Annotated in this window: 11 protein-coding genes; 3 read left to right on the forward strand and 8 right to left on the reverse strand. The window is 59.0% G+C overall.

Annotated features, from left to right (window positions below; translation table 11 throughout):
• Positions 1–298: 298 nt before the first annotated feature.
• Positions 299–1,405, reverse strand: a complete 1,107-nt coding sequence (locus tag CXF97_RS18810) for a fimbrial protein (protein WP_101159752.1) — start codon at positions 1,403–1,405, stop codon at positions 299–301.
• A gap of 15 nt (positions 1,406–1,420) precedes the next feature.
• Positions 1,421–1,729: a FimD/PapC C-terminal domain-containing protein gene (locus tag CXF97_RS18815; protein WP_157830914.1), complete on the reverse strand. Its 309-nt coding sequence runs from the start codon at positions 1,727–1,729 to the stop codon at positions 1,421–1,423.
• 10 nt (positions 1,730–1,739) lie between these two features.
• Between CXF97_RS18815 and CXF97_RS18820 the strand changes: the two genes are divergently transcribed.
• The 3 genes from CXF97_RS18820 to CXF97_RS18830 all read left to right on the forward strand — a co-directional run bounded on the left by CXF97_RS18820 (position 1,740) and on the right by CXF97_RS18830 (position 7,135).
• On the forward strand, positions 1,740–5,378 hold the full coding sequence (locus tag CXF97_RS18820) for a transporter substrate-binding domain-containing protein (RefSeq protein WP_101159753.1): 3,639 nt from the start codon (positions 1,740–1,742) through the stop codon (positions 5,376–5,378).
• 99 nt (positions 5,379–5,477) lie between these two features.
• Positions 5,478–6,404: a LysR family transcriptional regulator gene (locus CXF97_RS18825; RefSeq protein ID WP_101159754.1), complete on the forward strand. Its 927-nt coding sequence runs from the start codon at positions 5,478–5,480 to the stop codon at positions 6,402–6,404.
• Between the two features lie 104 nt (positions 6,405–6,508).
• A complete protein-coding gene (locus CXF97_RS18830; protein WP_101159755.1) occupies positions 6,509–7,135 on the forward strand; it encodes a glutathione S-transferase family protein in 627 nt (208 codons plus the stop codon).
• A 10-nt stretch (positions 7,136–7,145) separates the two neighbouring features.
• Here the strand turns inward: CXF97_RS18830 and CXF97_RS18835 are convergent, their stop codons facing one another.
• Genes CXF97_RS18835 through CXF97_RS18860 form a run of 6 tightly spaced genes read right to left on the reverse strand, consistent with a single transcriptional unit; the run spans position 7,146 to position 14,269 of the window.
• Complete coding sequence (locus CXF97_RS18835) at positions 7,146–8,276, reverse strand: glycosyltransferase family 4 protein (protein ID WP_101159756.1); 1,131 nt, start codon at positions 8,274–8,276, stop codon at positions 7,146–7,148.
• Positions 8,277–9,407 (reverse strand): glycosyltransferase family 1 protein, encoded by a 1,131-nt coding sequence (locus tag CXF97_RS18840; protein WP_101159757.1) that lies wholly within the window; start codon positions 9,405–9,407, stop codon positions 8,277–8,279. It lies immediately after the preceding gene.
• Positions 9,391–10,767, reverse strand: a complete 1,377-nt coding sequence (locus CXF97_RS18845) for a glycosyltransferase family 1 protein (RefSeq protein ID WP_101159758.1) — start codon at positions 10,765–10,767, stop codon at positions 9,391–9,393. The genes CXF97_RS18840 and CXF97_RS18845 overlap by 17 nt, the downstream gene beginning before the upstream one ends.
• Complete coding sequence (locus CXF97_RS18850; RefSeq protein ID WP_101159759.1) at positions 10,764–12,029, reverse strand: ABC transporter ATP-binding protein; 1,266 nt, start codon at positions 12,027–12,029, stop codon at positions 10,764–10,766. The genes CXF97_RS18845 and CXF97_RS18850 overlap by 4 nt, the downstream gene beginning before the upstream one ends.
• The gene (locus tag CXF97_RS18855; RefSeq protein WP_101159760.1) at positions 12,029–12,826 is read right to left on the reverse strand and encodes an ABC transporter permease; all 798 of its coding nucleotides are present in this window, start codon (positions 12,824–12,826) and stop codon (positions 12,029–12,031) included. Before CXF97_RS18855 ends, CXF97_RS18850 begins: the two co-directional genes overlap by 1 nt.
• Positions 12,827–14,269 (reverse strand): mannose-1-phosphate guanylyltransferase/mannose-6-phosphate isomerase, encoded by a 1,443-nt coding sequence (locus CXF97_RS18860; protein ID WP_101159761.1) that lies wholly within the window; start codon positions 14,267–14,269, stop codon positions 12,827–12,829.
• Positions 14,270–14,271: the final 2 nt, after the last annotated feature.

The following is a 14,271-nucleotide window of genomic DNA, read 5'->3' on the forward strand; positions in this document are numbered from 1 at the left end:
CATGACTGCTTACATTAACTGTTCGTGTCAAACTATGTTGTGAAAAGCCGGACCCTGTATTTGAAGCTCAGTCCATCTGTGTCAGTCTATATTGCTGTTGTCTCTACCCCGAGTCGTTGTACAGACCCCGATTTACGCGAGGTGCTGTGTCAAACTATGTTGTTGTTAACCAGCTGGGTCAGGCATCCGGTTTTCATCACGAACAAGCATTGGGACATCGCGCAGTAGATGTTCCGAAATGCAAAAAGCCCCTGATTTCAGGGGCTTTTGTTTTTCACGCTTGCGGGCAGCGGATCGGTTACTGGTAATCGATTGTGAACACCACAGCACCGTTGGCAGGTCCTGGGGTCATGGTGGCGGCCGTCTGGATGTAACGCGCTTTCAACGGAATAACGTAGCTGGCGCCTTCCGTCGTGGTTGTTACGACCCCGCTTGGGCGAAGCGTTGACAGAGGCACCGGCACCGGTACTGCGTCCCCCGTCCCTATCTGGATGCCGATACCTGTGGCGGCTGGCAAGAAACCGCTCGGTGAAGGAGTCAGGCCAATGATGCCCTGTACCGGGTCAATAACGCTGTCGACAGGATCAAGACGGAAACGCAGGATATTGGAGGCTCGTCCTTGTTCAGTAGGGGTGTCAGTAGAGCCATCAAAGATCGGGCTGGTGGGACTTCCGGGAAATGTCCCATGGAACGCAGGGCAATTATTCAGACTGATCTGAAAACTTTGCCACGGCGTACCGGTGCCCACTCCGGCAAACTCATTGACTGAACGGGTGCCCAGTGGAACGTTGACGTCGGGCGTTACACAGGTGCGCGAGACGACATTCATGCTGCCGATGAAATTCACGTTTTGTAGATTCAATGTGTTGGTTGGGCTGATCCAGTCCAGTTGCACGCTCGGTAAGGAAGCCCCCTGAATAGTGCCTGGCGATACATCTCCGGTTTTTATGAACAACAGATCAAAGCCCAGGGTCGGGTTTTGCGTACAAAACCCGGTCCCACCACCGCAGTTACCTGATGTCGCAGAGTCAGGCGCTGCCTGACCCTCCGACCAGATGTAAACCCCAATGCCTGGAACCCCGGACTCATAGACCTTACCGGCGTACTGACCTGACCAACTGGAGAGCGGCAGCGGTGTGGACGACAGCGTCCGACTGCGGGTACGGTCATAGACGCCTGGGTCACACGTAACTCTCGAAAGATTGGTGGAAGTCGTAAAGGTCTGTTTGAAGAGTGTCGTCCCCAATGGTACGTCTCTGCCGACGGTAATATTCGTACCGATCAGCGCGACTGTTCTGTTGACCGTATTGGTGCCGTCGATGAAGACGCAATCGGCCATGGCCGTGCCGGAAAGCATTGTGAAGGCCAGCCCGAGCAAGCCATTTATCTTAGTACGTGTACGCATGGTGGCCTCTTTTGATTAATGGCTGGCGCTTGGCTTGGCAGGCTCAGCTGCTGTCGCACAGATAGCGGAGGCCGACGCTGCTTGTTTCTGCGAGCGCAAGGTGTTCAACGGGATCACACAGTTTTCCCCGGCCTTTTCACCAAAACGGATAATCAATGCCTCCGCCGTTGGCTGAACCCGAGCGAACAACTGACCCCCCTGACCGACTACGCCCACCGGGTTGCCTTTGTCATCGCTGACTTCTGTGCCAAATGGCAGGGGACGACCGTCCGCCAGCGTTGCACGCACGAGTACCGATTCACCCTGGCGGGTTTCGAAGTTCAATTTGACCACTATGAACTTAAAAATTTGCCTGGCTGGTTGGTTTTTATGCGGCGTCTTCGCGGGCCTGCCTGTGTTGGCAGACCCGCATCCAGATAGTTTGCGAGTGCTCGGCCGATCGGACGTTGCTGAATACGCAGTCTCGCTGGATGAGGTTGACTGGCGCTGGCTACGCAGCAAAGGCAAGTTGTTACTCGGTGACAGCAGCCCGGATTATCCACCCTTCGCGATTACCAGTAACGGCGATGATTATGAAGGCCTGACCGCCGATTATGCGCAGTTGATCAGGCAACTGCTGCATATTGATATCGAGGTGCGGCGCTACGCCTCGCGCGATGATCTGCTGGGTGCTCTGAAAGCTGGCGAAGTCGATATGATTGGTACGGCAAACGGCTTTGAGGCGGCGGATCCTGAGCTGGCGATCTCGCTGCCATATGCGGATGATAATCCGAGCCTGGTCACGCGCTTTGACGAGCGTCCTGATTTATCGCCAGACCTGGCCGGCAAGCGAGTGGCAATGCTGTATCACTATCTTCCGCCACTGACGGTCAAGACCTTTTACCCAGAAGCCAAATTGCAGCTCTATCCTTCAACCCTGGCGGCCATCGGCGCGGTGGCGTTCGGTCAGGCCGACGTTTATCTGGGCGACACGCTCAGTTCCAACTATCTCATCAAAAAGAACTATCTGAACAATGTGCGGCTCAGCGATTTTTCTCAAATGGAGACGCAGCCTTTCAGTTTTGCGGTGCAGGGTGGCAACGCCCAGTTATTGCGTATTCTCAACGCGGCGTTGAAGACCGTCCCCACCGAGGAACGCATGAGAATTCAACACCGCTGGAGCGCTGGCGGGATCGCCATCCGAGGGCAGCACGCAGTGCATTTCAGCATTAAAGAACAGCAATGGCTGAATGCGCATCCGCGCGTCGTCGTCGCGATCAACGATAACTTCGTGCCCCTGACTTTTGTCGATGAGGGTGGCAACTTTCGTGGCATCAGCGCCGACGTGCTGGCCAAAATCAGCTTGCGCACCGGGTTGCAATTCGATATCCGGCGCGTCGATTCGGTCAGTCAAATGATTGATGAAGTCACCAGTGGCAGGGCGGACATGCTGGCAGCGTTCACGCCCAGCACCGAGCGCGAAGGTGAGCTGCGTTTTACCAGGCCTTATCTGATTAACCCGTTCGTGCTGGTCACCCGACGCGGCGGCGATGGTACCGCTTTGACGTTGGACAAGATGGCCGGAAAGCGCCTGGCGCTGATTACCGGCAACTTGATGCGCCAGTACCTCATCGAGCAGTTTCCTGCTGTGCAATTGGTTCCTGCGCGCAATGCGCATGAGGCTATGGACATGGTTGCCACAGGCAAGGTCGACGGCGCACTCAACTCGCTGGTCAGTGCGCGTTTCATGATCTCGCGCCAATACCGTGACACCTTGCAGATCATCAGCACGGTCGGGACTCAGCCTGCACCTCTCGCGCTAGCGACTGATCGTGGCGCACTGGAGCTGTACTCGATTCTCGACAAGGCCTTGTTGAGCATAAGCCCGGAAGAAATGGATGAACTGACCAACCGCTGGAGTAGCGAGTTGACGGTGAATGACAGCTACTGGCTGCGCAATGGCAGCATGATCATTCGTGGCTTCGTGATCGCAAGCGTGCTGCTGCTGATGGCATTGGGCTGGATTGCTTATCTGCGGCTGTTGATGCGCAAGCGCCGCCAAGCGGAACTGGCCCTCAATGATCAGGTGGAGTTCATGCGTGTGCTGATCGATGGCACGCCGCATCCTATTTATGTACGTGATCGCGAAGGTCGCCTGATGATCTGCAACAGCGGTTATCTCCAGGTGTTCGGCGTGGCGCGTGACGCGGTCATCGGTAAAACCGTGACTCAGGGCCTGTTGATTGATGCCGTTCAGGCGCAGGGGTATCAGGATGATTACCTGCAAGTCATGAAGGACGGTAAACCGAGCATTCAAGACCGCAGTCTGACGCTCCCTGACGGACGCAATCTGACGATCTATCACTGGATGCTGCCGTACCGGGGTAATGACGGAACCGTGAACGGCATGATTGCCGGGTGGATTGATGTCAGCGAACGACTTCACCTGTTGCAGGAGCTACAAATCGCCAAGGATGCGGCCGACGGCGCCAATCGTGCCAAGACCACATTCCTGGCGTCCATGAGTCACGAAATCCGTACGCCGATGAACGCCATCATTGGCATGCTGGAATTGGCCATGAAGAAAGCCGATCAAGGTCAGACTGATCGTTTCGCGATCGAGGTGGCCTCCGGAGCAGCGCGAGATCTGCTGGATCTTATAGGCGATATCCTCGACATCGCGCGGATTGAATCCGGGCGCCTTTCGCTGGCGCCGCAACGTGCCAATCTGCGCGAACTGGTGGAATCGGTGGTGCGTATCTTTGACGGCCTGGCGCGGCAGAAGCAATTGCGCCTTCAACTGGAAATGGACGCTTTAAGCAATGTCGATGTGCTGATTGATCCGATGCGCTTCAAACAGGTTCTGTCGAATCTGTTGAGCAATGCGATCAAATTCACTGAGGCCGGTCAGGTGCGATTGGAGGTGCATGTCGACTGCAGCGACGATGAGCGTCTGCGCCTTTGTTTGCGCATCAAGGACAGCGGCCGTGGGATCTCTGAGGACGACCAGGCCAAGTTGTTCAGCCCGTTCTCCCAGGCAGGCAACCATGGGCAGTCGGCTCGCAGTGGTTCCGGTCTGGGCTTGGTGATCAGTCGCACACTCTGCGAAATGATGGGCGGAAGCCTGACATTGTCGAGCCAGCTGGGGCAAGGGACGGAGATTGAAGTGCGGCTCAGCTTGCCGATCCTTGACCCGCTGGTTAGCGCACCGCTTGAAAACCTCGAGCCGCCGGAGGGCGGCCAGCACAGCCTGAACATCCTGGTAATCGACGACTATCCGGCGAACCGTTTGCTACTGTCGCAACAGCTGAGCTACCTCGGCCATCGGGTCACCGACGCCGAGGACGGCGCTCGCGGTCTGCGCGCCTGGCGCAATGGGGCATTCGATGTGGTTATCACCGATTGCAACATGCCCGTCATGAACGGCTACGACCTGGCCCAGGCGATTCGTGATGATGAGGCCGCCCGAGGCGCGCCACGTTGCCTCGTGTTGGGCTTCACTGCGAATGCCTTGCCCGAGGAAAAAACGCGTTGCACCTTGGCCGGCATGGACGATTGCCTGTTCAAACCGATCAGCCTGAGGGATTTGAGTCAACGCCTCATTGCCGTTGTGCGACAGCAGCGCTCAGCTGTGGAGCTCCCGAGCGGACCCTCCACTGGCCATGACATGGATCTGAGCGATCTTGAACAATTGACCCATGGCGATTCGACCTCGATCAAACTTCTATTGAACGACCTGGCCACGAGCAACGACGAAGACAGGGTCAAATTGCTGCGCTTGTTCACCGCGCATGATCTTCAGGGACTGTCCGATCTGGCACACCGGGTCAAGGGGGGCGCGCGCATTGTCAAAGTGCAATCATTGATCCACGCGTGTGAGGCGCTGGAAATTGCCAGCGAGGGCACCGATACACATGCCCTGACCGAAGCCGTGGACATGCTGCATCAGGCGATGGATAGACTGTCCGAGGTATTGAATGAACATCTGGCGTAACGGATTATCACAGCTCGGCTGGTGACAATATTGTGTTCGGCATCAGCTCCCGCAATCGCAGCCTTGGCTGCGATTGTCGTATCCACCCCGAGGAATCCCATGGATCGTTTCCAGGAAATGCAGATCTTCGTTGTCGTTGCCCAGGAGCAGGGATTCTCGGCGGCGTCGCGGCGTCTGGGTTTATCGGCGGCGAGTGTCACGCGGGCGGTGGCGGCCCTGGAGCAGCATATCGGTACGCAGTTGCTGGTGCGCACCACGCGCACCGTGCATCTGACCGAAGCAGGTCAGCGGTATTGTGACGACTGCCGGCGGATTCTCGCCGAAGTGCAGGAGGCCGAAGATTCGGCGGCCGGCAGCCATGCCTTGCCGCGCGGGCAGTTGACGATTACTGCGCCGGTGTTGTTCGGTGATCTGTTCGTTACGCCGGTGATGGCCGATTACCTCTGTCGCTATCCGGATGTGTCGATCAATGCGCTGTTGCTGGACCGGGTCGTCAACATGGTCGAGGAGGGCATTGATGTCGCGGTGCGCATCGGTGAGCTGCCGGACAGCAATCAGCATGCGATTCGCGTCGGTGAAGTGCGGCGGGTCATTTGTGCCTCGCCGACGTTTCTGGCTGCACATGGCCGCCCGGAGCATCCGCAGGCCTTGGCCGCGCTGCCAGTGGTGGCGACATCGGCGATCGGTCAGCAACGCAACTGGCCGTTTCTCGACGGCGGTGAAGCGCTCAGCGTGCGCACCGAACCGCGTCTGACCGTCACGGCCAATCAGTCGGCGATTACCGCCGCGCGCAAAGGCCTGGGCCTGACGCGAGTGCTGTCCTATCAAGTGGCTGACAAAGTCGCGGCGGGCGAGCTGGAAATCGTCCTCGCCGAGTTTGAATTAGCGCCGTTGCCGATCCATGTGGTGTATCAGGGCGGGCGCAAGGCGCCGGCGCGAATCCGCAGTTTCGTCGACTTCGCCGTGAAGGCTCTGCGTGAGCACCCGGCCTTGAGCGCTGCGGCGTTATTGCACGAGATGAAATAATCGATTGCAGCGGCTGGTTATTCTGTTGTTCCAGCAACCCATAGATGATGACTCCATCGGCGCGCTCATCCCCGTAGCGACGTCACTTTCCAGCGGAGTCGACCATGCAAGCGATCAAACTCTACAACTTCCCACGTTCCGGCCACGCCCACCGCGTCGAGTTGATGCTGTCGCTGCTGCAACTGCCGACCGAGCTGATCTTCGTCGACCTGGCCAAGGGCGAGCACAAGCAGCCGCAGTACCTGGCGATCAACAGCTTCGGCCAAGTGCCGGCGATTGATGACAACGGCGTGGTGCTGGCCGATTCCAACGCGATTCTGGTGTATCTGGCGCAGAAATATGGCAACGGTCGCTGGCTACCAACCGACCCGGTGGGCGCGGCGCATGTGCAGCGCTGGTTGTCGGCAGCGGCGGGACCGATTGCGTTTGGCCCAGCAGCGGCACGCCTGATCACCGTGTTTGGCGCGCAACTGAATGCCGAGGAAGTCATTGGCCGTGCGCATAACCTGCTCAAGGTCATGGAGCTGGAGTTGGGCAAAACGGCGTATCTGGCGGGCGAGGAGCCAAGCATCGCTGACGTGTCTGCCTACAGTTACATTGCGCATGCACCGGAGGGCAATGTCTCGCTGGATGACTATGCCAACGTTCGCGCCTGGCTGGCGCGGATCGAAGCCTTGCCCGGTTTTGTCGCGATGCCGCGTACCGTCGCGGGTTTGCAGAAAACCGCGTGATTTCCTGCACTCAAGCGTAGGACAGAGCCTTTTCAGCCAGCAGTTCCTGATACAGCTCTGTCCACTTGCGGCCCATCTCATCGGCGGTGAACAACTGCCGGTAACGCGCTTCGGCTTTGACACCCATTTCGGCGGCACGCGCAGGGTTTTCCCATAGCGTACGCATGGCTTCACGAAAGGCCTGTGGATTGCTCGGAGGTACCACCAGCCCGGTTTCGTTGTGAATATTGATGAAACTGGTGCCGGTACCGATTTCGCTGGAGATCATCGGTTTGCCGTACATCGCGCCTTCGAGCAACGAAATCCCAAAGGCCTCCGAACGCAGGTGCGAAGGGAAGACGATGGCGTAGCTCAATTGCAGCAACGCGACCTTGTCCTCGTCACTCAGTCGTCCAAGGAAATGGATATTGCGCAGGCCCAGCTCAGCGGCCTGTGCATGCAGTTCCTGCTCCAGCGGCCCGGCACCGACGATCACCACGGGATAATCGACGTCTTTGAGTGCATCGAGCAGGATGTGCAGCCCCTTGTAATAACGCATCACCCCGACGAAAAGAAAAAACTTATCTCCAAGCTGTTGGCGCCAGCGGTTCATCCGTTCGCTATCGGGCTGTGGATAACCTGCCTTGTTCAAACCGTAAGGAATAACCCGTGTCTTGTGTTGAAACTGCTGCAGTACATCGCTGGTGTGCAGATAGTTGGGCGAGGCGGCGACGATACGGTCCGCGTTGGCGAGGAAGCGATTCATCAGCGGCCGATAGAGCTTGAGCAAATGCTTCTGGCGAATGATGTCCGAGTGATAGGTGACCACGCTCGGCTTGTTCACGGCGCTGGCGAAATGCACCAGGTCCATGAACGGCCACGGGAAGTGATAGTTGATCACGTCGGCCTCGGCGGCCAGCTCGCGGAACTGCTTGAACACACTCCATGAAAACCCGGTCGAGGCAAACTGGATATCCAGCTTCGCCCGATACACCTGGTGTTGACCGAGTTGCACCACCGGCGGGGTCGGGTCTGCACTGAGGGTCAGCACCTGTGCATCGATGCCGTGCTGGGCACCGCTCTCGCACAACTGGAAGATGACTTGTTCGATGCCGCCGACCGAATCGGGCAGGTATGTCTTGAAGAAATGAAGAACGCGCATTCAACCTCCCATGGCCTGGCGGTAGGCACCGGCCGTAGCCTGTGCACAACGCTTCCAGGTAAAAAGCCTCGCCTGCTGCAATCCTGCTTCGCGGCAGGCCTGCCAATGCGGCGAGTCGTCAATCAAGCGGCTCATTGCGTCACGCAGGCCCTCGGCATCGTCCGCTTCAATATAGTTGCCAGCCGCGCCGGCCACTTCCGGCATCGCCGAAGAGCGAGTCGTCACCACCGGCGTGCCACTGGCCATGGCTTCCAGCACCGGCAAGCCAAAACCCTCATACAGCGATGGAAATATCAGCGCCCGGGCGCCGGCCAGCAGTTGCGCCAATTGCTCATCGGGCAGATAGCCGAGCAGACACACATGGCCGCTGGCCAACGCCTGGCGCAATGGTTCGTTGAACTGCTCGCGCTGCCAGCCGGCCATGCCCGCGATCAACAAGGGAAATCGCTGGCGTACGGCGTCGGGTAGCAGGGCGTGGGCCTGCAATGCCAGGCTCAGGTTCTTGCGCGGCTCAAGGGTGCCGACGCAGAGGAAATATTCCCGTGTCTGAACGGCGTGGGCCTTGAGCACACTGTCGATTTCCTCGGTTTGCCGAGGACGGAAACGTTCGGCCACGCCTAGCGGCGCCACCACAAATCGCTGCGCAGGAAGATTGAAAAAAGCCTGGGCCTCGTCAGCGATGGCCTGTGAGTCGGTCAGAATGATTCGCGCCTGTGCCACGCCTGCGGCCAGACGGCGTTCGATTTCCCTCAGCCGTGCCGGCGGCTGGGTTTGCGGGAAATGCAGGTGCGTCAGGTCATGCAGGGTGATCACGGTCGGGCCGTCGAAGGCCAGCGGCCACAGGCTCGGTTCGTGATAGAGGTCGATCCCTTGCGCGCGCCCCTGATCGAAGCGTTTCTGCTCCAGCCAGCGCCGTGCCTGATAAGCCCCGGGTATCTGCCGCAACAATGGCGTCATGCGCGAATAGCCGGGCATGGCAGCATCCGGCACAACGCAACTCCAGCCCCAGCCGTGAAACAGGCTTATGTCCACATCCGATTCGCCACGCAAGGCGTTGACCAGCTCGGCGACGTAATGGCCGATGCCGGTGCGCGGTGCTTGCAGGATGCGAGCGTTAAGAGCAATGCGCATGCTGATGTTCCGGAGCCGGCAGCGAAGCATTGAGGTTGCGCACAATACGCTCGACCAGTTGCGCGCTCGCCTCACGCCAGCTCAGCCAGCGCCAGTGTTCAAGGCTCAGCGGTGCCGGAAAAGCGCCGGAGCGCTCCATTCCGATCACCAGGTCAGTCAGCGACTGCGGATTGGTCAAATCGAAGTAGGCCATGTACTCACCACCAATTTCGCGGAACACCGGAATGTCGGAGGCCATTGCCGGTAACCCTCGTTGCATGGCTTCTACCAGTGGCAGACCGAAGCCTTCGACATGGGACGGAAACACCAGCGCCGTAGCGTGGGAGTAGGCGTATTCGAGGCTTTTGTCGGACAGTGTGTTGTACATGAACAAACGCCGGTTCAGTTCGGGGTGTTGGCGGATGCGATCGATCAGTGCCTCACACTTCCAGCCAATCTTGCCGACTATGCACAACCGGGCTGGCGAGCCGACGGACCAGGCGCGTTCGAACGCATCAAGCAAATAGGCGTGGTTCTTGCGCGGCTCGATGGTGCTGACCATCAGAAACACTGGTTCAGGGGTTATGAACAGCTGCAGCAAGCCGCGGTCGACTTCCGCCTCGGCTTCGCTCAGGTCCAGCTCGGAGCCCAGATGGAAGTAATCGAACCAGCGTTGGTCGACCTGATGCGAGCCGATGCGGCGCTGCATTTCCTCATGCACCTGATCGCGGATCGTCGCCGAGATCGCTACATAGCCATCGGCCGTGCGCGCGATCCAGTCAAACCAGTCGTTGAACACCTTGACCAGACCGGCATCGCAAAACTGTGGATGGGTCAGCGGGATCAAATCGTAGATAACCGAAACGATACCCACCCCGTCACGCTTGAGTTGTTCGGCGAGGGGGAAAAAGTTCGCGTGCCACGATGAGTCCAGCAGCACCAGTTGATCACCCGCCCGGTGGGCCAGCGGCACGCAGCGCTCAGGAATGTGTTTGCCCCGCAGCGCGCGTTCAAACAGGCGCATCGGCAGACTGAAACAGCCAAACGCGGTTAGCCTGCAGCCGATATACAGCACCCGTCGGGTGAAATGCGAGCGGTTGAACGGCCAGCGCCGTTCCAGTGCGCGGTGACGTAACCAGAAGGCGTTGGCCCACTCCTCGAGTTTCACCCTTACGCCGATCATGTCGAGCTTGAGCGACTTGATTGGCGCCAGGCTTTTTACCTGGTAGAGAGCACCCTCGATCATCACTACCGGGATGCATTCAATGCTTTCATCGGCGCTCGGCAGTTGCTGGATGACGTTGCGCACTACGCGTTGAATGCCCGAATTGGCGGCAGGGTGCTCGAAAACATAGGTGCATTCCACCAACAAGCGGGTCATGGCAAGCTCTCCGTGTCGGTCAACTGGGCGAGGGGCGCGCTGCTGCGGGTAATGTCGGTCTGCGCCTGCAACCAGGAGCAGCCGACGAAGTCTTCCTGGCGATTGTTGATCACGTGGAAAATCAAACCGTAGTCGCGCCACTCGAAGTTGCGGTCCAGATGCGAGTCCAGCCGGGACAGACTCAAGGCGACCGAGTAGCTGCCCTTGCCCAGTCGCATGTCAAAGGCGAAACGGAAAGTTATTCGCTCGCCCGCGCTGAGGTCGGTCACCGCTTTGTCCAGACGATGGGTATTGATGCCGTAAATCGCTTGTCCCAGGCGATCCTTGATCATGAAGCCAAGAATAAGCCGCTCGATGTCCTGGCGGATTTCAGTCTGTACTTCCAAGACCACCGGCTGACCGACCTCAGCGACCTCAAGGCTGCGGCCCTGTGCGTCGAGCAGGCGAACGTTGAGAATGCCCGCTTCGCCGGTGCCGGAAATCGTCTGCACCTGGCCATTGGCAAGCATCTCTTGCCGTACGATCTGGCCCTCACGCTGGGCGAGCATGGCGTTGTAGTAGTCCATGACTTCTTCGGGTTTGCCACGCATGGCCAGGCGGCCATTCTCCAGGAGGATGGCGCTGTCGCAGATTGACTGAATGGCTGAGCGGTCATGGGAAACGATCAGCAGGGTGGTGCCCGCCTTGCGGAAGCTGCGGATGCGCTCGAAGCTCTTGTGCTGGAAATAGGCGTCGCCGACCGACAGCGCCTCGTCGACGATCAGGATATCCGGGCGGCGCGAGGTAGCGACGCTGAATGCCAGGCGCATCTGCATGCCGCTGGAATACGTACGCACCGGATGATCGATGGCCTCGCCGATCTCGGCAAAGCCTTCGATTTGCGGCATCAGCGCGTCGATCTCTTCGACCTGCATTCCCAGCAGTTGCCCGGCCATGACGGCGTTCTGGCGACCGGTAAAGTCCGGGTGAAAACCCATGCCCAATTCCAGCAGCGCGGCCACCCGGCCCTGCAGATGGATGTGTCCGCAAGTCGGTTGGGTAGTGCCGGTGATCATCTTGAGCAAGGTGCTTTTGCCCGCGCCGTTGACGCCGACGATACCCACGGCTTCACCGGGCTGGATTTCGAAGTCGACATCACGCAGCACCCAATGCAAGTCATGCCGAGCGCGGGAGAACGGCACCAGCCATTCGAGCAAGCGGCTCCAGCGGTTCGGGTATTGCTTGTAGGCTTTGGCCAGGCCGGTGACGCGTATGTGTCCCATCAGAGTTCGTCCACCATTTCACCGACTCGCTGGCGGAACAGGCGTAGCGCCATGGCGCAGAGCAACAGTCCGATGATCAGTAACGGCAGCAGGGCAGGCCAGTGCGGCCATTGATTGTAGAGGAAGACGTTCTGATAGCTGGTCATCAGCGCGGTCATCGGGTTGAAACTGATGATGTGCTGAATGCCCGGTGGCAGGATCGACAATGGATAAACGATGGGCGTGAGCCAGAACCAGAACTGCAGGCAGATACCGAACATTTGCCCGACATCGCGAAAGAAAACATTGAGCATGCCCAGCAACATCCCCAGTCCGGCGGCGAAAATCACCTGCACGACCAGCAGCGGTATCAGCGCCAGCAGGGCCATGCCGGGCAGGCGGCCGCTGACCAGAAGGAAGCCGAAGAACAGGCCGAGAATGATTGCAAAGTTGATCCCGGCGTTGAGCAGAGTGATTACCGGCAAGCAGATGCGCGGGAAACTGAGTTTCTTCAGCAGGTTGGCATTTTCCAGAAACATGGTCTGGCTGCGTGTGGTGATTTCCGCGAACAGACCCCAGGTCAGCAAACCGGCGCACAGGTAGACGCTATAAGCCAGACCATCCTCCACGCCCGGCAGGCGAGCGCGCATGATCTGCGAAAAAATTACCGTATAGACAACGATCATCGACAGCGGGTTGAGCACCGTCCACAGCGCGCCGAACAGCGAGTTGCGATATCGCGACTGGAACTCGCGTTTGACGCTGCCGAGGATGAATCCCCGGTAGCTGCGCATTGAGCGGTACAAAGAAAGCAGCATTCAGACCGTCCTGCCGTATTGATCTTCGAAGCGAACGATATCGTCCTCGCCCAGGTACTCGCCGCTCTGCACTTCGATGATCACCAGATCGATCACCCCGGGATTTTCCAGGCGATGGCGGTGACCGGCAGCAATGAATGTCGATTCGTTCTTGGCGACCAGCGTGGTGCCGGAACCGTTGTTGGTGACCTTGGCCATGCCTTCGACCACCACCCAGTGCTCGTTGCGGTGATGGTGCATCTGCAGCGACAGCTTGCCACCGGGTTTGACCACAATGCGCTTGATCTTGAAACGCGGGCCTTCTTCCAGAACGGTGTAGGTGCCCCACGGTCGGCTCACCGTGCGATGCAGGCGATAGGCCTCGTGGGACTTGTCCTTGAGCTGTTTCGCCACGCGGCGGACATCCTGAGCGCGGTCGGCATGCGCGACTAATACGGCGTCGGCGGTGTCGACAATGATCAGGTTATCCACCCCCACGGTCGCTACCAGCCGGCCTTCGCTATGCACGAAGTTGTGGTGGCTGTCGATGAAGATGGCTTCGCCGCTGGCGCGGTTGTTGTCGGCGTCGGCGGGAATCAGCGCTGCGACCGCGTTCCACGAACCGATGTCGCTCCAGTCGAAACCGGCGGGCACCACAACGACTTTTTCCGAGCGCTCCATCAGCGCGTAGTCGATGGAGATGTCGGTGATTTCGGCAAACAGCGTCGGCGACAACTCCTGTTGCAGGCAGCCAACCGTTTCGACCGGTGCGCTGGCAGCCATGCAGGCGCGGGTCTGTTCCAGCAACTCGGGGGCGTGCAGTTGCAGCTCGGCGAGGAGGGTCGCGGTGGTGAAGCAGAACATCCCCGAATTCCACAGGAAGTTGCCGCTTTCCAGGTAATGCGTGGCGGTTTGCAGGTCGGGTTTCTCGACAAAGCGCTGCACCTTGGCCGCGCCTCTGGCATCCAGCGGCGCACCGGTTTCGATGTAGCCGAAGCCGGTTTCCGGGGCGGTCGGAACCACGCCGAAGGTCACCAGATAACCATCCTTCGCCAGATTGACTGCGTGCTCGACCGCACTTTTCAGGGCGTCCTGATTGACGATCAGATGATCCGCCGGCATCACCACCATGATTGCGTCGTCGCCATGCAGTGCCTGCAACGACAGCGCTGCTGCCGCGATCGCCGGTGCGGTATTGCGCCCGCTCGGCTCAAGCAAAAAGTGCCCGCGATGGCGTGACACCCGGGCTGCGCAGTAGTGGTCCTTGCTCTGGAAGTAGTACTCGCGATTGGTCACCGTGACGATGTCGCCCCAGCCATCGAGCAACGCTGCCGCGCGCTGGTAGGTCTTGGCCAGCAACGACTGGCCATCGGGCAGGGTCATGAACGGCTTGGGGTGGCCCTCGCGGGACACCGGCCACAAACGGGTGCCGGCACCGCCGGACAGAATCACGGGGATGAGCATGG

The organism is Pseudomonas sp. Choline-02u-1, assembly GCF_002836515.1.
GTDB lineage: Bacteria > Pseudomonadota > Gammaproteobacteria > Pseudomonadales > Pseudomonadaceae > Aquipseudomonas.

Bases quoted from the DNA above. Each gene is read 5' to 3' on its own strand.
- CXF97_RS18840 (WP_101159757.1), bottom strand. From the start codon at position 9,407: ATGCGCATTGCTCTTAACGCTCGCATCCTGCAAGCACCGCGCACCGGC.
- CXF97_RS18820 (WP_101159753.1), top strand. From the start codon at position 1,740: ATGAACTTAAAAATTTGCCTGGCTGGTTGGTTTTTATGCGGCGTCTTC.
- CXF97_RS18825 (WP_101159754.1), top strand. From the start codon at position 5,478: ATGGATCGTTTCCAGGAAATGCAGATCTTCGTTGTCGTTGCCCAGGAG.
- CXF97_RS18830 (WP_101159755.1), top strand. From the start codon at position 6,509: ATGCAAGCGATCAAACTCTACAACTTCCCACGTTCCGGCCACGCCCAC.
- CXF97_RS18810 (WP_101159752.1), bottom strand. From the start codon at position 1,405: ATGCGTACACGTACTAAGATAAATGGCTTGCTCGGGCTGGCCTTCACA.
- CXF97_RS18850 (WP_101159759.1), bottom strand. From the start codon at position 12,029: ATGGGACACATACGCGTCACCGGCCTGGCCAAAGCCTACAAGCAATAC.
- CXF97_RS18855 (WP_101159760.1), bottom strand. From the start codon at position 12,826: ATGCTGCTTTCTTTGTACCGCTCAATGCGCAGCTACCGGGGATTCATC.
- CXF97_RS18860 (WP_101159761.1), bottom strand. From the start codon at position 14,269: ATGCTCATCCCCGTGATTCTGTCCGGCGGTGCCGGCACCCGTTTGTGG.
- CXF97_RS18845 (WP_101159758.1), bottom strand. From the start codon at position 10,767: ATGACCCGCTTGTTGGTGGAATGCACCTATGTTTTCGAGCACCCTGCC.
- CXF97_RS18835 (WP_101159756.1), bottom strand. From the start codon at position 8,276: ATGCGCGTTCTTCATTTCTTCAAGACATACCTGCCCGATTCGGTCGGC.